Raw genomic sequence first — 18,430 nt, forward strand, 5'->3', positions numbered from 1 at the left:
GAAATTATTTTAATTAAAGTGCGTATTTGCATGTAAATCTAGTGCTTATCTAAGATATAATAAACCTTAAAAAAGAATTTAAGGTTCATTCCATAAACGATTTTGCTTTTATTATTCTGCGATAACAACCGCCATCCATTTCAAGTCTGGGCTGATGGCAAGTCTTGACGCTTCTGATAGCTTGAATGTCTCCATGTCGGCTACAAGTTGCCAAGAATTATCTGATTCGGAGTTGAATTTGTAAATCTTCTTTTGATCACTTAGAAATGCGGTTCCATCAGATGCCCAAGCCATGTCTTCAGCTCCTTTGATGCATTCGGTGATATAGGTCACTTTATCTGTAAATGGGTCATAACTATTTACATACCAAATATCATCCGATTCTTTATGAATGAAACTGATGGATTTCTGACTTGGGATTTTACTTAACGACCTTCCAGGGTTCATCATGATAATTTTGAATTCCGAATTTTTGGTGTTCCATTCTTGTAATGAAGGCGGAGAACCTACGACGAAAGAGAAAACGGTTTTTTTATCGAACCAACAGTAGTATCCAATTTTCTGTTCAGAAGGAATGATTTTTGGGTCGCCTCCTTTCATAGGATACTTCACCAAGGTCTGACTCCCATTGCGATCCAGGATAATACTCGAAATGTATTTGCCATCAGGAGTGAGTTTAGGAGAAAATTCACTTCCCGGTGTCTCGGTCATTCTTGTTTTTTCATTTGACTCCAGATTGAGTCTTACAATGTCGGTTTGATTATCGAAATTCGCGGCATAAACCAATTCATTTTCGCTAATGAAGGAAGGTTGATTGTCGTACCCCGGGTTGTTCGAAATATTCTTAGGGTTCGCCAATTTATAAGTGCCATTTTCCTTGATTAATTCAAATAGAAAAATCTCGGTTGAGGATTGAGCATGTCCCACCGAAAATTTGGCCAAAAGCACTAATGTGGTTAGTATGGTCGTAATAATTCTACTCATAGATTAAAAGTACAAATATTATTTTGTTTTCAATTGTTATTTAGACTTAACTGCCAAAATTGCACCGGCAATTACAGCTAATGCACTAATGAATCCTTGTGGTGATAGCACATCGGGAGTGATCCAGCTGACTTCTATGTAGGCCAATACAGTCATTGCAAAAATTGTAATCAAAGGATTTAATGTAATGATGATGCCTACTTTGTTGGCGTCAGCATATTTAAAAGCCTCACCCAAAAAGCTATACGCCAAAAACGTATTCAGACCTAAAAACAACATCAGAGCCCACATCCCTATACTCATTTGAAAAATACTTTGGTAATCCACCATTGGCGCCAAAGCAAATGTGGAAAATACGAATAAAATGAAATTTATTGCTCTTACTGGATAAGTGCGTACGAGGACTTTTTGACATACTGCGTAAACTACCCAGCATATGGCAGCAAGTAGAACATAAAATGAGCCAATATTATAAACGGATTGTCCACTGACAGCTTGGCTATCTAGCTGATTGAGATAGAAAAAATAAAAGCCTACGGCAGCAATGGCTATGCCTACCAGTTGCCTTTTTGAAACTTTTTCTTTGAAGAAAAAAATTCCAATAATTCCAAGAGTAATTGGGGCAGATTGAATGATAATTTGAGCATTGCTAGGGCTGGTCATCTCAATACCCGCGATATAACCGATATAGTTTAATGAGAGCCCTGCAGCAGCAACTACCGCCAGCCAGGGAAATATTCTCAAAGAACCGAGCTCTCCTTTGCCTTTGGCTTGGATAAAGACTAATAGAAATATGGTGGCTATAGAAAATCTAAACCAGGAAACAGTGATAGGATCAATTTCTGTGACAGCTACCTTCAGAGCGATCGCTAAAAAGCCCCATAAAATTGCAGTGAGGCAAGCGAAAATGAGCCCTTTTTGCTGATTGTTGGTTGAGTTTGTCATGCGATTTATTTGGCCCGCAAGTTATATACTATATCATGATTTCCATTTCGATATCGCACCTTTCGTATACAGACTTTCCTCCAAAATGTTGACCAGATTTGAATCCCAGTGACTTATACAGATTAATGGCGGGAGTCAGTTTTTTATTGGATTCAAGAATTACCTTGGTTCCACCCAATTCCTTTGCTTTTTCTAATACGGACAATCCTAATTTTTTGCCAATTTGTAGACCCTGACATTTTTCAGTTACTGCCATTTTTGCCAATTCGTACACTTTTTCATTGACTTTGATCAAGGCGCAGGTTCCAACAATTTCATCTTTGTATTTAGCCAATTTGATCGCTCCTCCGGGTTTAATAATGAATTTGTCAGGGTTTTCTAGGGTCTTTCTGTCTTCTTCTTCCAATTTGAAGTATTTCTCAATCCATTCCGTATTTAGACGTAAAAAGTCGGGGGCATATTTGGGTTGATAGTCGACGATTTCTATTTGACTCATCAATCTTTGTTTACGGTGTTTTTGTACTCGATCATACATGGGTGTTTTTTCAAAATCATCTTCGCATTGTTCCATAGCACATAGAATGTTATGTGTGTGTTGGTCAATCATCTCATTCATCGCATTTGATATGTCAGACCAAATGGATTCAATACCCGGTAGCAATTCCAAGCCTTTTTTAGACAATTTCAGATTACGCTTTCTTGCATCTTTGGAATTGGCTTTAGTTTCTATGAGTCCTTCTTTTTCTAGTTCTTTGACTAGTTGGCTCACAGACGGGTGTTTGAATCCAATAGCTTCGGCTATATCTGTGACTGTCGTTTTTTCTTGTTGAGATATGGCGTAGTATACCGGAAACCATTTGGGCTCAAAGTCGATTTTGTTGGCGGCATATATTTTCTTGCCATCCTTCATTATTTCATCGCTCAGTCTTTTGAGTCTGCTCCCTAAGGCCAATTCACCAAGTTGTTTGATAGTATCCATTTCATAAAGTTATTAGAAACGTAGTTAACTACGTATATATTAAACATTATGTTTCAAGCAATGAACCGAACATCATTCACATATTGAGTTCAAAGTATAGGACGTCGTTGTTATAATAGTGCGCCTGTCCTAAGTTTTGGAAACCGCATTTGATTAACACCTTTTGAGAAGCGGTGTTATCCAGATCTGTAACAGCTACTAATTGTGTGATGCCTAGTTTTTCTTGGGCGTACTTCACCACAGCTTTAGTAATTTCAGTTGCAAAACCTTGTCCCCAATAGGGTTTATCGAATCTATAACCGACTTCAATTTTGTCCGTTTGGTCCAAACGTTTGAGGCCACCCCAGCCAATGAATGCGTCGTTTTCCTTTAGATAAGCTGGCATGAGGCCATAGCCATCGGTTTGATACTCTGAGAGTCTTTTTGATATCCAATCTTTTGATTCTGATTCAGATCTCGTCTTGCCACCGGTGATATATTTCAAAATTTCAGGGTCTGAGTCAAGTTTTCGAATTTGAGCAAACTCGAGTGTGTCTGGCGTGCAGAGGTATGTTCTTTCTGTTGTAATTAGCGGATGGATAGGCATGAATTGAAATGATTATATTAGCAAACAAACATAATAAGAGTGAAATGAGAAACGTAATTTGTTTGATACTGTTACTCGCTGTGGGTACTTCTTGTCAAGGACAAGTAGCTAATCAATTGTCGCCAAAATCTTTCCAGGCTCAAATCGATCAGGAGCAAGAGAATTTTGTGATTCTGGATTTGAGAACAGATGAAGAAGTAGCTGAGGGTAAAGTGCCTGGCGCAGAACAGTTAGATTTTTATGGTGATGATTTTGATGAAAAATTGAAGGCCCTAAATAAAGAGACCACCTACTATATCTATTGTAGATCAGGAGGTAGAAGTGGGAAGACCTTAAGTCAAATGAAGGATCTTGGATTTAAAAAAGTATATGAGATGCGAGGTGGGATGAATGCCTGGAAGGCTAAAGGGTTAGAAATAGAGTAAAATAGTTTATTTATAGATTAAATAAGACTTTCTTTTACTTTCGAATGCAACCAGATCTGATTCCCAGCTGGCTCGAATTTCTTCTTCTGTCCATCCATCTTCAATTTGTTCACGTAGCGTTTTGGTGCCTGCCAGATTGGTGAAAAACGCATTAAAAAAATCATCTTTCTGATTGGATTGATTATAGAATTGGATCAAATAGGAGAGGTCAATTCTATTGGGTTGAGGGACTGAACGCAAATCATAACCGTAACAAATTTTGTTTTTGTGTGGAGGGTATTTGGAAACGCCGGGGATGCTCCGAGGGGTGAATTCAAATGCGCCAAAGGCTGGGTCTGGATAACCGACTGCTTGAAAGGGAAAATCAGTACCTCTTCCCATGCTTACATGAGTGCCTTCGAAAAGACATAATGATGGGTACAATGAAATAGCCTGCGAATTTGGTAAATTGGGAGAGGGAGACACGGGTAGAATATAGCTGCTATCTCGTGTCCAATTTTTCAGATGAATGACTTGCAAGTCAAGGGTTTCTGATTGTTTGATCCAGCCTTCTCCTTTGATCATGAGTGCTAATTCACCAACGGTCATTCCATATACAATAGGTATAGGGTGAATGCCTACAAAGGAGGCCTTTTCGATTTCTAACACTGGGCCATCTACATAATGAGCATTCGGGTTGGGACGGTCGAAAATTAAAAAACTAATGCCATTTTCTCCACAGGCCTCCATCATATAGTGCATAGAACTTATATAGGTGTAAAATCGTGCACCTACATCCTGGATGTCATAGATCACCACATCTATTCCTTCCAATTGTTCCTTGGTTGGCTTTTTATTTTTACCATAAAGAGAAATAAGGGGTAATCCTGTTTTTTGGTCAAAGCCATCATCTACTTGTTCACCATTGGCGAGGTCACCGCGGAAACCATGTTCAGGTGCGAATATTTTGACTACTTCTACTCCGGATGAAAGCAAAGTATCAAGCAGGTGAGTGTCATTCACCAGCGAAGTGTGATTGATCAATAATGCCACGGATTTGCCTGCCAACTTTGGTAGGTACTGATCCATTTGCTCTGCACCAGTCATTATAAATGGCGGTTCGGTCACTTGTGCCTGACAGCTACAAAAGGCTAGACTTGCAGTGAAAACAAGGACGCGACTAAAGTATTTGATTAGGATCAACGGAATTGCTTTGATTTAATTATTTTACACCCTTTTTTAGAGTACTCAACGAAAGTAGTTGTAAAAATTGAATTTTCCTTATTTCATATCCAAACGCATTACCTCAGAGGCCAATTCGTCCTTTTCTTCCATCATATCTAAACTGGCCATCATTAGTATCAGTGTGGGGCTGGCTGCAATGATCTTAGCGTTTTTTATTCTGGGTGGTTTTCAACAAACGATCAAACAAAAAATCTACAATTTCAAAGGTCATTTGGAAATCACCAAATACAATATGGGGAATGCGTTGGATGAAAAATCCATCAGTTTTGGTTCTGATTTTTATACACAAAAGGATGAGTTTGATTTTATAGACCATGTACAGGCTTTTGCCTATAAGCCTGGATTGATTAAGACCAAAGAAGAAGTAGAAGGAGTCGTTTACAAAGGAGTAGATGCTCAATTTGATACGGCACGTTTCGCTATCAATATGCAGAATGGTAGGTTTATCAAGCATAAAGCGGATGGTTATTCCGACGAGGTGATATTGAGTAAGCACATTGCCAAAAAACTGAGCATGGAATTGGGTGATAAATTTATGATTCACTTTGTTCAAAATCCTCCAAGGTTTAGAAGATTGAAATTGGTGGGTATTTATGAAACGGGATTAGAAGAGTTTGATAAAAGTGTGATCATCGGTGACCTTGGAATGATTCAAAGATTGAATGAATGGAATAAGGATCAAGTGGGTGGGTTCGAAGTTTTTGTCAAAGACAAGTCCCAAATTGATGAAGCTGAAAATGTGCTTTTCAATGCAATAGACGCTGATTTGTATGTAGATAAGGTGAGTGATAAATACAATCAAATCTTTGATTGGCTCGGTTTACTCAATCAAAATGTATCTGTCTTTTTAGGGTTGATTCTAATTGTTGCTTGTTTTAACATGATTTCCATATTGCTGATACTCATTCTTGAGCGGACCTATATGATTGGCGTGCTTCAAGCGCTTGGAGCTAGTAAAAGACAAGTTAAACGCATCTTCTTGTTTAAAGGAATGTTGCTCGTAACTAAGGGACTCGTTTATGGCAATTTAATCGCTTTGATCATAGCCCTGGTACAGGATCAATTTCAATTGGTACCACTCGATGCAGCTAATTATTACATGTATTATGTGCCCATTTCTTGGGATTACGAGTCGCTCATTGGGCTCAATGTATTGACTTTTTTGGTGGTCTCCTTGGCCTTAGGTATTCCAATGACCGTAGTGTCCAGAATCAAGCCGATCGCAGCTATTCGGTTCAACTAGTTTTAATCAAGAGATTCAATTGATTCATCAATTCTTCTGATGGTTATTTTAATAACCACCTTCAAAATTCTCGTTTCTTGCGCAGAATAAAACTCAAATTAGATGGATACTAAAAATTCTCGAATACTCTCATTGATTGGTAGCTCTCATCAAAATGGAAATACTACTTTAGTCACCCATACATTCGCCGACATTTCTGGAAGTGAGGTCGTTGATCTAGGTAAAAAGGATATCTCATACTACGACTACGATCATAAAAATAGAGCAGACGACTTTTTGCCTTTGATCAAAGATTTTATTGATCATTATGATGTATTGGTGATTGTCACACCGATCTATTGGTATACCATGAGTGCTGAAGTGAAGACGTTCCTGGATCGAATTTCTGATTTGTTAACTATTGAGAAGGATCTTGGTCGTAAGTTGAGAGGCAAGTCAATGGCCTTGATCAGTCAAACCGAAGGCGATTTTTATTATGATTGGTTCGCGGAGCCAATTAGTCTGACGGCTAAATATCTGGGAATGGATTACAAAGGACATGTGCATGTCTCTATAGAGAATGGTAAGGTGGAAAGTGAATTTGCTCATAGACTTCGTGAATTGTCTGAGATATTGCAGGATTAGCTAGCAACACGTGTATATAGTATAGAAAGTTTAATAGATTGGTTATATTTCTAGATTAGAATCATCAAGCTAAACTTATAATGAATTACTTATCAAGAAGATTGGGCGCTATTGTTATGTGCTTGATCATCATTCTGCCTGTAGTTGGCCAGGTCAACACCAGTGACATTAGCAATTACAAAAACTCTAAAGGGGAATACGGTTTTAAGTCCTCCTATGCCAATGGATACGTTACGCTTAGAGACGGCACTCAGATTGACGGCAAGATTTCAATTTTCGGCAGTAGTTATGAAAATATCTACGGAGTAAAAATTAAGACTTACGCTGGTGAAAAGTACAATTTTCAGGCACGTAGTTTGAAAGAATATGGTTTATCCAATTCTAGCGTGAATGATACACCAGAGTTGTTTTCTTGGGGAGAAGCCGCAGTCAAATTGAAAGGATTGAAAGTGGGCTACACTGATTTTGGCTATGTGGTGCTCAAGGATGGAACGGTAAAAGAAGGAGAGCTGAGGCTTAAGGAGTATAAAGGTAGAGTGCAAAGTATGGAGGTGAAAGACGCCAATAAGGAGAAGTTTAAATATGAGGCGGCAGAAGTATCTAACTATGGCGTTCGCGTATATGAGGATGAGAAATTCAACAACTTGTGGTCATTGATTAGATGGAAGGTGGCCGCCTTTCAGAGTGATTTGGCCAGCACCAAATCTGAATTGCTACCTGGTTATGTGATATTAACTAATGGTCAAAAGCAGGAGGGGTATATCCAGTTGCTGAAAAAAGAGACCATGATTACTCAGGTCCATTTGAGAAGTTCGAAAGATGCCAAGCCCACCAAAATAAAGTCCGGTGAAATACAGGAATATGGTGTAAACTTGACACCAGACTCTTATTATGAGTTATTGTCAGAGCGGAATCTTATTGAAAGCTATCCGCCTTCGATGAAGTTTTACCCTGGTAAAATTGTATTGGTAGATGGTACTGCGATCGAAGCTGAATTGGCTTTTGCTACCAACAATGTTTATGGTGATCTTTTCTATGTAAATCCAGAGGATAGAAAGCTGGTAGGCGTTAAGTCAGTAGATATTGATGAAGCCACCCAGGATATTCCACAAGAGGATATAGATGCATATGAGCAATTTGTATATGATGCTACCCATGTCAAGGGTCTTTTGATTCAGAATCCACCTAAGTATGATTATAAAATGATCAATGGAGGTACTGCTGGGATATATGAGACCAGACCGCAATTTGGGTTTGTAAAACTGAAAACAGGTCAAGTAATGGTGGGAACGCTTTATCTTAAAAAGAATGGTTCTCCTATGAGTATGATTAGAGCATTTATTTCAGAGAATGGAGAGAAGCCAGTAAAGTATGCTTACAAAGACATGGAGAGTTATGGGCTTATAGCACATGAGGCTACTACAGCTTTTAATGAACGCCTTATTGATGGCAAGCGAAAAGGATTCGTAGTGCTGATGGATGGGCAGCAAAAAGTGGAAGGTCCGCTGTCCATCGAAATTGAAGAAAGTGATAAATCAGCGCCCATGAAGATTTTCAAGTTTCAGGATGGAAACAGCTATAAGGAGCCGGAAGTTGCGTACTATGGACTCGTTGATGTTCCTGTCAGTGATTTGACAAGTGATGGCACGGTGTATTATGAAGATGAAAAGAGAAACTTTCATCCAGGTTCGTTTACTATAGACGGATCTTCGAAGTCAGGATATATCGCTTGGGCCAAGCCGGCTAAGAAAGGCGCTTATGATGCATTTTATTACGCTGATTCTAAAGAAGGTGTAGCTAACATGTATTACGTGAGCAAAGGAGCCTCAGACGTTACCCAGACCGTCGAGGAGGAATTTGAAGCTTACGACCCTGCAGATGACAGTTTCTTGTTGTCGAAAACAATAGAAACAGACATTGAGAGCAACGGCTATGTGATTACCACTGATGGTGAGAGAATTGATGGGCAAATTGAAATGTCCTTTCCTCCGAAACTCTGGTTTGCTACGGATGTTTCTCTGACGCAAGAAGATGGTACAGTCACTGACTATTCAGCTGCTGGTGGCATCCAGAGATTAGTAACCTCGATTGATGGTCAGGAAAAGGAATTTGTGTTTTTGATGGCGCATACATAGAGGTGCTGGATCATGAGGGCGACTGGGTGCATTTTAGAAATCCACATCCCACTACACCTACAGGTTTGAGCAATTGGATGAATGCCTTTACTGGGGCTGCGATGAATGCCTCTCAGGAATATGTAGATCAGAAAGTAGCGGAGTATGCGGCTGTTCAGACGTTGAAAGGCAATGAAAATGCTGCGAAATCAGCTGCAGATTTTCTAGATAGAGAACGAACAGATTATACTTCGTACGACCAATTTGCCTTGTATGCCAAAGAACACATCATCATGGATTTGAAAAATAATCGATACGCTATGTATGTCCCTGGAAAGAATTATCAATTTATAGAAGGAGAACTTATGGGGTCCATTGATTATTTGACGATGGAGTCGGAAGCGCAAAAAGGGTTGCGCAAATTGAACAACCCAAGCGAAACATTAAAATATCTTGACACTACTTTCTAATTAAATAGAATGGTGAAAAAACTAACTCAGGGAGTAATTATATTTTGCTCCCTTTTTATTGTCTTTAATACATTGGCCCAGCAGCAGAGCGTTGCAGATATCAAGTTTGTCATTAGCGTTGGGGATCAAGTGCGTATGGCTTATGATAAAGTATCTAGGGCTACTCCTAGAGAAATATCACAGTCTCATGGAGAAGGTAGTTTGCGATATCAACTGGGTATGGGCGACTATTATATGTATAAAGGTAAATATGGTACGGCCATTAGCTACTACCATAAGGTATTGGAGCGATTAGCGCCCAAAGAAAAAAGTGATAAAGACCCCCGAACCATTGATGTGTTCACCATATCGAAAAGTCGTGATAATCGATTTACCCGAACCGAGCGGTTGCTAAAAAGGATTACCGCACAAACCCCCTTGAAGAAGGAGGAGTGGATTCTGTTTGGAAGGGCTGCCAATGCCCTGGCCATTTATTACCACGCCATTGGAAACTATAAAGTAGCTGAAAAATTATACGTAAGGGCATTAGAATCAAGAAAAAAATCTATCGGAAATACGAGTGAACACTATGTAAGCTGCTTGCATAATCTGGGCGTATTGAGAAAAGATCAGGGTCGCTACAATGCAGCTGAAGACATCCTGAAATATGTGGCTCGATACTACGGGCAGAAAAAATCTAAAACAAGTAGGGAATATGCCATCGTGGCAAATAATCAGGCACTGTTGCTCAATGAAATGGGGCGGAAGGAACAGGCAGTGAGCCTATTGAAACAACAGATGTCAGTGTTGGAGCAAACGAAATTTGCTAGTTGGTCATTTGATCCATCAAGGATACAAACCAACTATGCCTTGATGTTACTTGAGGAAGAGAAGCCCTCTCAGGCAGAAGAATTGTTGAAATCGGCTTTAGCAACTTATATCAACAGTGGAAATCAAAAAGACCCAGATTACCTTCAGCTATCGACTTATCTAGGAGAAGTTTATTTGAGTTTGAATAAGATTGATGCACTGGAACAGTTGATTGCTGAGGTGCAGAAAGGAATGGAAAAGACATATGGGGCTTCGTCCTTGCCTTACGCTAACGCCTTGGAGTTACAGGCAGATTACTTCAGAGTGTCATCCAACTTTACACAAGCTTATTCTACTTATCAGCAAGTGGCTGATATCAGAAAAGTAAAGTTAGGTATTCTGCACAAAGGCTATTTGTCCGTACTCAATAAACAGGCGACATGTGCTTGGAGATTAGAGCAGACTAGTGTAGCCTACAATAAATTCAAAGAGTCTTCTGACGGTTTCCTTCAAGTGATCGACAAATTTTTCTTTAATATGAGTGAGAAGGAAAAAACAAGGTTTTGGCATGCGACTAAACCTGCACTTGAAGAAATGTACTTTTTCGTAGCTCAGGAAGGAAGTCAAATTGATGGCGCACTGAAATATGCTTATGAGGTGCGTCTGAAAACAAAGGGGCTTTTACTACACAGCTCTAACCAAGTAGTGGCTGAGGTCAATAAAATGCAGGATCCAGCAGTCAAGAAAAAATATCAGGATTGGCTATTGCTCAGACAAGACTTGTCCAACTACTATAGCATGAGTCCAGCTACCATTGCTGAAATGCAGATAGACCTTTCGGTTTTAGAGCAAGAAGCTAATGAATTGGAGAAGGAAATCAACTTGGCTGTATCCGGGAGTATAGGCGGACAATCGGGGAAAGTCACCTTTGAAATGGTAGCCAAGAGTTTAGCTGAAGGCGAAGCGGCCATTGAAATCATACGATTAAGCAACAAAGGTGAAGATATAAAGGATCAATATGGTGCATGGGTCGTTCGCAATGGTAGTTTGCAATTTGAGATGATTGGTGAAGCAGACTTGTTAGAATCCAGAATGATTAAGTATTATAAAAATGCCGTTAGACTCAAATGGCAGGACAGCTTGTCGTACGATAAATTTTGGAAACCACTGGCTGCGGAAACTGCTGGCACATCTCGGGTATATGTTTCGCTCGATGGTGTTTATAATATGCTCAATCTCATCTCGCTGATGACCAATGGACAATATTTGATTGATCGGAGGCAAATCGAGATCATCCCCAATAGCGCCGTATTGGTGTCCAATAAAAAGAAAGAAGCAACTATCAGTCAGGGTGTGTTGATGGGGAATCCAATCTTTGGCTCCGGAAAAATAACACCGTTGCCAGGTACCGCAACAGAAATCAAAACCATCGATGGTCTGCTCAGCCAGAATAATGTAAGCACCCAGTTCTATGAACAAAATCAGGCTACCGAGGCGACTTTGAAGAAAGTATCCAATCCATCCATTCTTCATATTGCCACACATGGATTTTTCATGGGAGACAAAGTATCCAACGAAGGAAACATTGCTAGCCGGACACTTCGATCTTCCAATCCTTTGATGAGATCAGGTTTATTATTAGCAGGCGCGGGTCAGCAGGAAGAACCAAGTATAGAGAATCCTTCAGATGGTGTTTTCACTGCGTACGATGCCATGAATTTGACTTTGACCAATACTGAACTAGTCGTATTGAGCGCATGTGAAACAGGAACCGGAGAAGTTGTGAATGGTGAAGGCGTTTATGGATTGTCACGGGCATTTAGTGTGGCCGGAGCTAAACACTTGGTAATGAGTTTGTGGAAAGTGGATGATGAAGCTACTATGAAACTGATGAGCAGTTTTTATAAAAACTGGTTAGGTGGCCAAAATATAAAAATGGCTTTTAATGAAGCTCAAAAAGCGGTTAAAGAAGAATATGAAGATCCTTATTATTGGGCCGCATTTGTTATGGTCAATAATGAATAAATAATTTTCAATTTCCTATTCAAAAAAAGCGGATGGGAATTTCATGATATCAATTTATCCATTCAATTTTGAGTATGGATTATCAGCAAATACTTGATGAAATTGCCTTGGAGGTCAATGCAATAGAGAATGGTGGCGAAGTAGCCAACTACATTCCTGAATTGGCGAAAGTCAATCCGAATAAATTCGGCATGCACTTAACTACTATTCGCAATGAACACTATGCCATCGGTGATTCAGAGGAGAGTTTTTCTATCCAAAGTATTTCCAAAGTATTCAGTCTTGCCATGGCTTTTTCACTTTTAGGAGAAAAACTATGGAAGCGTGTAGGCGTAGAACCTTCAGGCAATCCATTTAACTCCATCGTTCAACTCGAATATGAAAATGGTATTCCTAGAAACCCATTTGTAAATGCTGGTGCCCTGGTGGTTGTGGACGTTTTGTTGTCTGAACTGAAAGACCCAGAAGCTGAACTGTTTGCTTTTGTACGATCGCTTGCTGGTTTGCATGACATCACATACAATGAAGTGGTAGCCAAATCTGAAAAAGAAACGGGCTATCTAAATGCCGCATTTGTTAATATGATGAAGGCGAAGGGCAATATTGTGAATGATACAGATGATATCTTAGATTTCTACTATAAGCAGTGCTCCATTGAGATGAATTGCAGGGCGCTTGCTGCATCATTTCTTCATTTTGGTGAAAATGGAATGTCATACGAGCATGCTGGATTCAGTTTGACGAAAAGTCAAGTGAAGCGCCTTAATGCTTTAATGCTCTCATGTGGTTTTTATGACGAATCTGGTCAGTTTGCTTTCAAGGTGGGGTTGGCAGGAAAGAGTGGAGTAGGGGGCGGGATAGCTGCAGTCTATCCAGAAGAATTTGCAGTGGCGGTTTGGAGCCCTAAGCTAAATAAGAAGGGTAATTCTGTTCGTGGTTTTCATAGCCTGGAATTATTGACGACAAAAACAGAGTCGTCAATATTCTGACTATCTTCCTCTATAGCTAATAAAAAAGACCCTGCGGTCTTCAATTTTCTTTTATCAAACGAATATCAAGTACAATGCTAATGGAATGACTTTCATTAAAAGTGTACCGATGATGATAGATTTTCTGACGAGATTCATAACAGTTTGTTTAAGTATCTATTACAAATATGTACTAATACTTGGACAATTGTAATTCGTAGAATTACCTATTTATTTTCTTAGGTAAAATTCCTAATTTGTGTATTTCAAAGAAAACATTGTGATAAGTCAATTATTATTGGACAATACTAATATTGGTTGGGTATAGGAAAGTGGAAAATGTTGTAGAATTTATAGACTTCAATTGTACTATTAGTTGATTTAGCATAATATCAATAAGAGATTATATTAATCCAAGAATAGGAGATTCTCTAATGATTAAACCTTGAAAAGATGCTTTGCAAAATCAATTTGGGTCTCATATTCTATCAGTTCGTTACTTAGAAATGGTTAATCGACGGTACTTCCCATAGTTGTGAATGTAGTGCTCGTATTTTAGAGAAAACTAAAATCGAGCTAATCATGAGAACCCTCATCTTTCTATGGACAATTTTAGGAAGCAACGCGTTGGCCCAAAGCATAACTCTAGATCATCCCAATACTATATATGACGTAGCAATTTCCAGAATGGGTGATCAGGTAGCTACTGCAGGGAAAGACTCAGTTGTAAACATTTACACTTTAAATGGAAATTTCGTGAGGAATTTTACTGGATTTAGTCACTCGCTTTCCAAGGTTATATTTACTGATGCTGATTCAAAAGTGGTTGCAGGGGATTATGCAGGGTTCATATATATGCTGGATTTAAAAACCGGGTCAATGGACGCTTTGAAAGTTCATAACCAAGCTATTCTAGATATCCATGAAATACTTTCAGCGAATAGATATGTGACCACGGGTAGAGATCAAGTGGCGAAAATTTGGACTTCAGAGTGGGAGTTGATAGCAAAGTTGGCCGGACATAAGGGGCAAGTGAGAAAAGTGACCTTTAATGGTGAACGAATTATAACTGCAGCAGATGATTCATATATGAAGGTTTGGAATCTATCCGGCCAACTGATCCGATCTGTGGAAACTCCTCATGAATCTGCTATTTGGGAATTGGCCGCTGGTAAGGATGGTTATATGGTAACTGGTGATCAGCAAGGTACTGTCGTAGTCTGGAATGATATTTTTGAAGTGATATCAAAGTGGAATGCACATGATGGTGCAATTTCCGGAATAGTGATGTTGAGAGAGTACATCATCACCTGTGCGGTAGATGGCCATATCAACATTTGGGAGTTAGGTGGTAAGCTGATCAAAAATATAGCTGCACATGAAAAGTATTGTACTGGTATTTCTCTATCTCCGAATCAATCTATGTTGGTAAGTGGAGGCGGTGATGGTAAGGTCAAAATTTGGTCGATGAATCAGTTATTGAATTAATTTATAAATATGAAAAAGTTACTTCTCCTAATATTGATGTCTACTCTGAATGGCTATTGTCAAGTAGGTAGTCTTCCTTGCCAGCATATAGGATATGAAAGGCTTTCCGAATTGGTTGGAACCTGGAAGGTAGAAGCTATGGATAGAACATCTCCTGGTAACTATGAGATGAATGCAGGTATTTAAGTCATATCTAATCGTCTGGAAGGATGTTCTATTCAAGAATCCTATAAAGGCATATTTAAGGAAAAGCACTTTGCAGTAGAAGCTTCTATGTACATGAAGGATTCGATGCAGGTACAAAGAGTGTATTATGATTCTGAACATTCGAATGTGATGGTTTTGAATGGAATTATAAATAATAATGGCTTTGAAGCGAACTGGTCGCGCAATCCAGCCAAAAATAAAATACAGGTAAAATTTCTGTGACTAGTCCTAAATAAGCGTTACAGATTTTAGGATAAAATATTAGATAGCATCGGGTTTCAACTCGATGCTATTTTTGTTTCTATAGTTTCTGATCTTGACCTTATCTTGCTGGTGCATAAGGGCTGGTGTATTCATCCAACAGCTCCAATGAGGCCGATCATGATTGTAAATATAAATACTCTGCTCAATGAGTTTGTCCATTAGTGTTACATCTGATGTGGTGATCCCTAAGATAAATTCATGTTTCAATATCCCATTCACCCTTTCGGCTATAGCATTTTGATACGGATCATAGGTTTCTGTCATACTACAAGTAATTGCTGCCTCATCAAGCAACTGCTGATAAGCATCGCAACAATACTGCAACCCTCTGTCTGAGTGATGGATCAACATTCGCTCAGGATATATACGATTGGCAATAGCCATATTAAGGGCTGATATTGCACCTGAAGCATCTAGGCTTTTCGATACATCATAGCCCATGATCCGCTTTGAATAAGCATCCGTGACCAGCGATAAATACATCGGGTTTTTCCGTGTTCCAATGTAGGTGATATCCGATACCCATACTTGCTCAGGCCTTTGTATGGAAAGCCCATCAATAAGGTTTTTATGTTTTCTAAATCGATGATGTGAGTCAGTAGTAATATGATATTGTCTCTTAGGTGCTATTTGGAGGTGATTTGCTTTCATAATAGCAAATAGCCTGTCTCTTCCAACTCCCAGCGGCTGAAGTTGGTCATAAAGTAAATGATACAACTTTCTGGTACCGATACGAGGCATTTTCATACGCACCTTTTCAACCATGATTACTACCTTGGTGGCTATTTCTTGCTTTTGTTTACTCCTTCTGATAGAGCGGTAATAGATTTGCCTATTCATCCCCAACAGTCTACAGATCTGGGTTACCCCTTCTTTTTGTTCAACCTTGAATCGATCAACTGTTGGGGTAAAGACTTTTTTCTGATAGGGAGTTTGAATTCTTCTTCGGCTATGTCGATCATCATATCAAAGAAAATAGCTTTCTTATCTGCGTTTTCAACCTGCTGTTCAAGCTCTTTTTTCTGTTTTTCCAACAGCCGTACTTTCTGTTCGAGTTCGTATAGTTTTTGGTCTTTAGATTTTGGCATCCGAAGTGTTGATTTATTGACCCAATCAAAGTTACCGTATTTCCGAAGCCAATTGGTAACTGTAGAGTGTGACTGAATACCATACTTGCGAGCGGCGGCTTTTATACCTAACTCTCCGCTTTCAACTTCTGACACAACTGACAATTTAAAAGCGTAGCTGTAGTCCTTCTGTGTTCTTTTAACATACTTGTTCTCTGTGAGTTCGTTCATGACGTCGTTTTTTGTGTAACGCTATTTCAGGACGAGACACTGCTTAATTTTAAAACAGCTGATACATTTGAATGGACCACACACCTCTCTACAGACTATGGAGAAACATGGCAATTGACTCATCACTGGAAGTATCACCGTGTGACTGCATTTGTTCCAGTTGACGAAGAACACGTCCATTTAAAAGAAACTATCAGTAACTATCATGAAGGGCTAAGTCTATGTATGCCCGACTTAGTTTTATCAGCATTAGGTGATCAATTTATTATGTGGAATGGCAATTATTCACCAGATCCAATCAACTGGCAGGCGCACATGTCTTTGTCAGGAGACGATTTAGATATATGGCCTTCATGGATGATAGAACAAGCCGGACCCTATACTAATTCCTTTGATGTGCTTTCAGTTAATGTGAGAGACAATTCCGCCGTTGTTGTGACCTTAGATACAGGGCGCAACAAGTTTAGAAGTTGGGAGCGTGAACAAACCACCTGGCTGTTAGGTAAGAAAGACGGTGATTGGAAAATACTTGGGTATTACCTTCAAGCTATCAGTAACCCCAAGTAATTGGAATTTCATTTTACTCCTAGTTTTTTAGCAATATCATTCGGGATAGCATCTTTGTGAACGGTGATGCTTATGGTTTTCAATCTCATGTAGGATTCACTCATATGGATGAAGCCATTGTTGCCGATTCTGTCTGAGTTGTTGCCCCAGCTGTTTTTCACTTTGTAATACTTGTTGCCTTTTTGGTCTTTTACCAGTCCCATGATGTGCATCAAATGATCGTCAGTGGTGGCGAAATTTTCAAACTCTTCCTGACGATACTGTTGTGTAACCTCCAGTTCGGGATAAAGTCCCTCCAGTGCAGCTTTATTGTTGCCGGCTACTTCAGGGATGATAGCCAGGCCATGTTTAGCTGAGAAGGTTGGTTCACTGATATCACAGTCGAATTCTACAGAGTAGCCATTCTCCAAGGAGTTGTCCAATGTTTTGATAAAGTCATCTAGTGGTAGGTTATAAAAACTGCCATTGCTAAAGTTGTCCGGGATATTCAAAATAAACGAAGAATAGAAATCCGCGTGACTAAATGAAGTAATGGATACATAATCATCAGGATTGATTTGTGTCATTTCAAAAAAGGACTGAGGGGTGTAAGTTTTCCCTTCATAGGTAAATGATTCTGGAGCTTCACCCAGATAGACATCCAGTACGGCCTCAACAGCCGGCTTCCATTTTTTGCTTAATTTTTTTCCAGGGTTACTTGCATAGGTTTTAACCATTGACTCCAAAACTGCGACCATTTCTGCATGGTTGTGGTAGTTGTTTCCTTTATCCAACCCACGATATGCTTCACTCGGCACCAGTCCATTTGCTTTGATAGAATTCAATACATCGTGAGCCAGGCCACCTTCACTGAAGTTGGCTTTTCCTTGCCTCATAACATAGTTTTCAGCTTTGTTCATGTATGTCTGGCGAACCGTATACATTTCCGATAGGTCTATGGTTTTTCCAGTCTTTCTGATGATTTCAGATTCGATAAAAGATGAGGCTGAAAAACTCCAACAGGTTCCCGTTCTCCCTTGACTGATAATCGGGGTAGCCTCCAAGTCTATCACAGATGTAAATTCGTAAGGGTCTTGTGCTTGTAAGGACATAGTTGCATATAGCGCAACCATTGTGGCTAACTTTCTCATAGTTGATTGAATTAATGGATTCTTGATGATTTCAAATCCTAAGATATAAAATCTAGAAATCATCGAAATCAAAATGAGAATGAGTTTGATGAACGGCAAA

The 18,430-nt window shown here is 39.4% G+C and carries 18 protein-coding genes; 10 read left to right on the plus strand and 8 right to left on the minus strand.

Annotation, left to right across the window (positions count from 1 at the left end; genetic code table 11):
• Positions 1-111 precede the first annotated feature (111 nt).
• From ACOQO5_RS08765 to ACOQO5_RS08780, 4 genes are all read right to left on the minus strand, one after another.
• The gene (locus ACOQO5_RS08765; protein WP_420581317.1) at positions 112-984 is read right to left on the minus strand and encodes a TolB family protein; all 873 of its coding nucleotides are present in this window, start codon (positions 982-984) and stop codon (positions 112-114) included.
• A 36-nt stretch (positions 985-1,020) separates the two neighbouring features.
• Positions 1,021-1,929: a DMT family transporter gene (locus ACOQO5_RS08770; RefSeq protein WP_420581318.1), complete on the minus strand. Its 909-nt coding sequence runs from the start codon at positions 1,927-1,929 to the stop codon at positions 1,021-1,023.
• Positions 1,930-1,957: 28 nt separating this feature from the next.
• Complete coding sequence (locus tag ACOQO5_RS08775) at positions 1,958-2,908, minus strand: bifunctional helix-turn-helix transcriptional regulator/GNAT family N-acetyltransferase (protein ID WP_420581319.1); 951 nt, start codon at positions 2,906-2,908, stop codon at positions 1,958-1,960.
• 76 nt (positions 2,909-2,984) lie between these two features.
• A complete protein-coding gene (locus tag ACOQO5_RS08780) occupies positions 2,985-3,494 on the minus strand; it encodes a GNAT family N-acetyltransferase (RefSeq protein ID WP_420581320.1) in 510 nt (169 codons plus the stop codon).
• A gap of 44 nt (positions 3,495-3,538) precedes the next feature.
• On the opposite strand from ACOQO5_RS08780, the gene ACOQO5_RS08785 reads away from it, so the two are divergent.
• Positions 3,539-3,919 carry a rhodanese-like domain-containing protein gene (locus ACOQO5_RS08785; protein WP_420581321.1) on the plus strand — a complete coding sequence of 127 codons (381 nt, stop codon included), beginning with the start codon at positions 3,539-3,541 and terminating at the stop codon, positions 3,917-3,919.
• A gap of 6 nt (positions 3,920-3,925) precedes the next feature.
• On the opposite strand, the gene ACOQO5_RS08790 is transcribed toward ACOQO5_RS08785, so the two are convergent.
• A complete protein-coding gene (locus ACOQO5_RS08790) occupies positions 3,926-5,101 on the minus strand; it encodes an exo-beta-N-acetylmuramidase NamZ domain-containing protein (protein WP_420581322.1) in 1,176 nt (391 codons plus the stop codon).
• 67 nt (positions 5,102-5,168) lie between these two features.
• Here ACOQO5_RS08790 and ACOQO5_RS08795 point away from each other — a divergent pair, with 67 nt between their 5' ends.
• The 8 genes from ACOQO5_RS08795 to ACOQO5_RS08830 all read left to right on the plus strand — a co-directional run bounded on the left by ACOQO5_RS08795 (position 5,169) and on the right by ACOQO5_RS08830 (position 15,050).
• A complete protein-coding gene (locus ACOQO5_RS08795) occupies positions 5,169-6,386 on the plus strand; it encodes an ABC transporter permease (protein WP_420581323.1) in 1,218 nt (405 codons plus the stop codon).
• Positions 6,387-6,488: 102 nt separating this feature from the next.
• Positions 6,489-7,010, plus strand: coding sequence for a flavodoxin family protein (locus ACOQO5_RS08800; protein ID WP_420581324.1), 522 nt, complete (start codon positions 6,489-6,491; stop codon positions 7,008-7,010).
• A gap of 80 nt (positions 7,011-7,090) precedes the next feature.
• Positions 7,091-9,145: a hypothetical protein gene (locus ACOQO5_RS08805; RefSeq protein WP_420581325.1), complete on the plus strand. Its 2,055-nt coding sequence runs from the start codon at positions 7,091-7,093 to the stop codon at positions 9,143-9,145.
• A 2-nt stretch (positions 9,146-9,147) separates the two neighbouring features.
• Entirely contained in the window at positions 9,148-9,594 is a 447-nt protein-coding gene (locus ACOQO5_RS08810) for a hypothetical protein (RefSeq protein WP_420581326.1), read from the plus strand.
• A 9-nt stretch (positions 9,595-9,603) separates the two neighbouring features.
• On the plus strand, positions 9,604-12,408 hold the full coding sequence (locus ACOQO5_RS08815) for a CHAT domain-containing protein (protein ID WP_420581327.1): 2,805 nt from the start codon (positions 9,604-9,606) through the stop codon (positions 12,406-12,408).
• 74 nt (positions 12,409-12,482) lie between these two features.
• Positions 12,483-13,397: a glutaminase gene (locus ACOQO5_RS08820; RefSeq protein WP_420581328.1), complete on the plus strand. Its 915-nt coding sequence runs from the start codon at positions 12,483-12,485 to the stop codon at positions 13,395-13,397.
• Between the two features lie 561 nt (positions 13,398-13,958).
• Positions 13,959-14,864 carry a WD40 repeat domain-containing protein gene (locus ACOQO5_RS08825; protein WP_420581329.1) on the plus strand — a complete coding sequence of 302 codons (906 nt, stop codon included), beginning with the start codon at positions 13,959-13,961 and terminating at the stop codon, positions 14,862-14,864.
• Between the two features lie 9 nt (positions 14,865-14,873).
• Positions 14,874-15,050, plus strand: a complete 177-nt coding sequence (locus tag ACOQO5_RS08830; RefSeq protein ID WP_420581330.1) for a hypothetical protein — start codon at positions 14,874-14,876, stop codon at positions 15,048-15,050.
• A 282-nt stretch (positions 15,051-15,332) separates the two neighbouring features.
• Here ACOQO5_RS08830 and ACOQO5_RS08835 read toward each other — a convergent pair whose 3' ends face one another.
• On the minus strand, positions 15,333-16,175 hold the full coding sequence (locus ACOQO5_RS08835; protein WP_420579689.1) for an IS3 family transposase: 843 nt from the start codon (positions 16,173-16,175) through the stop codon (positions 15,333-15,335).
• A 23-nt stretch (positions 16,176-16,198) separates the two neighbouring features.
• On the minus strand, positions 16,199-16,633 hold the full coding sequence (locus tag ACOQO5_RS08840) for a transposase (RefSeq protein ID WP_420579690.1): 435 nt from the start codon (positions 16,631-16,633) through the stop codon (positions 16,199-16,201).
• Between the two features lie 114 nt (positions 16,634-16,747).
• Here ACOQO5_RS08840 and ACOQO5_RS08845 point away from each other — a divergent pair, with 114 nt between their 5' ends.
• On the plus strand, positions 16,748-17,200 hold the full coding sequence (locus ACOQO5_RS08845) for a hypothetical protein (protein ID WP_420581331.1): 453 nt from the start codon (positions 16,748-16,750) through the stop codon (positions 17,198-17,200).
• An 8-nt stretch (positions 17,201-17,208) separates the two neighbouring features.
• On the opposite strand, the gene ACOQO5_RS08850 is transcribed toward ACOQO5_RS08845, so the two are convergent.
• Entirely contained in the window at positions 17,209-18,330 is a 1,122-nt protein-coding gene (locus ACOQO5_RS08850) for an aminopeptidase C (protein ID WP_420581332.1), read from the minus strand.
• Positions 18,331-18,430 lie beyond the last annotated feature (100 nt).

The sequence above is a fragment of the Reichenbachiella sp. genome, from assembly GCF_965223055.1.
In the GTDB taxonomy this organism is placed as follows: domain Bacteria; phylum Bacteroidota; class Bacteroidia; order Cytophagales; family Cyclobacteriaceae; genus Reichenbachiella.

Excerpts from the sequence above, each read along its gene's own strand:
- ACOQO5_RS08835 (WP_420579689.1), bottom strand. The coding sequence starts at position 16,175 with ATGAATAGGCAAATCTATTACCGCTCTATCAGAAGGAGTAAACAAAAG.
- ACOQO5_RS08765 (WP_420581317.1), bottom strand. The coding sequence starts at position 984 with ATGAGTAGAATTATTACGACCATACTAACCACATTAGTGCTTTTGGCC.
- ACOQO5_RS08815 (WP_420581327.1), top strand. The coding sequence starts at position 9,604 with ATGGTGAAAAAACTAACTCAGGGAGTAATTATATTTTGCTCCCTTTTT.
- ACOQO5_RS08825 (WP_420581329.1), top strand. The coding sequence starts at position 13,959 with ATGAGAACCCTCATCTTTCTATGGACAATTTTAGGAAGCAACGCGTTG.
- ACOQO5_RS08800 (WP_420581324.1), top strand. The coding sequence starts at position 6,489 with ATGGATACTAAAAATTCTCGAATACTCTCATTGATTGGTAGCTCTCAT.
- ACOQO5_RS08850 (WP_420581332.1), bottom strand. The coding sequence starts at position 18,330 with ATGAGAAAGTTAGCCACAATGGTTGCGCTATATGCAACTATGTCCTTA.
- ACOQO5_RS08820 (WP_420581328.1), top strand. The coding sequence starts at position 12,483 with ATGGATTATCAGCAAATACTTGATGAAATTGCCTTGGAGGTCAATGCA.
- ACOQO5_RS08785 (WP_420581321.1), top strand. The coding sequence starts at position 3,539 with ATGAGAAACGTAATTTGTTTGATACTGTTACTCGCTGTGGGTACTTCT.
- ACOQO5_RS08805 (WP_420581325.1), top strand. The coding sequence starts at position 7,091 with ATGAATTACTTATCAAGAAGATTGGGCGCTATTGTTATGTGCTTGATC.
- ACOQO5_RS08770 (WP_420581318.1), bottom strand. The coding sequence starts at position 1,929 with ATGACAAACTCAACCAACAATCAGCAAAAAGGGCTCATTTTCGCTTGC.
- ACOQO5_RS08840 (WP_420579690.1), bottom strand. The coding sequence starts at position 16,633 with ATGAACGAACTCACAGAGAACAAGTATGTTAAAAGAACACAGAAGGAC.
- ACOQO5_RS08780 (WP_420581320.1), bottom strand. The coding sequence starts at position 3,494 with ATGCCTATCCATCCGCTAATTACAACAGAAAGAACATACCTCTGCACG.
- ACOQO5_RS08830 (WP_420581330.1), top strand. The coding sequence starts at position 14,874 with ATGAAAAAGTTACTTCTCCTAATATTGATGTCTACTCTGAATGGCTAT.
- ACOQO5_RS08775 (WP_420581319.1), bottom strand. The coding sequence starts at position 2,908 with ATGGATACTATCAAACAACTTGGTGAATTGGCCTTAGGGAGCAGACTC.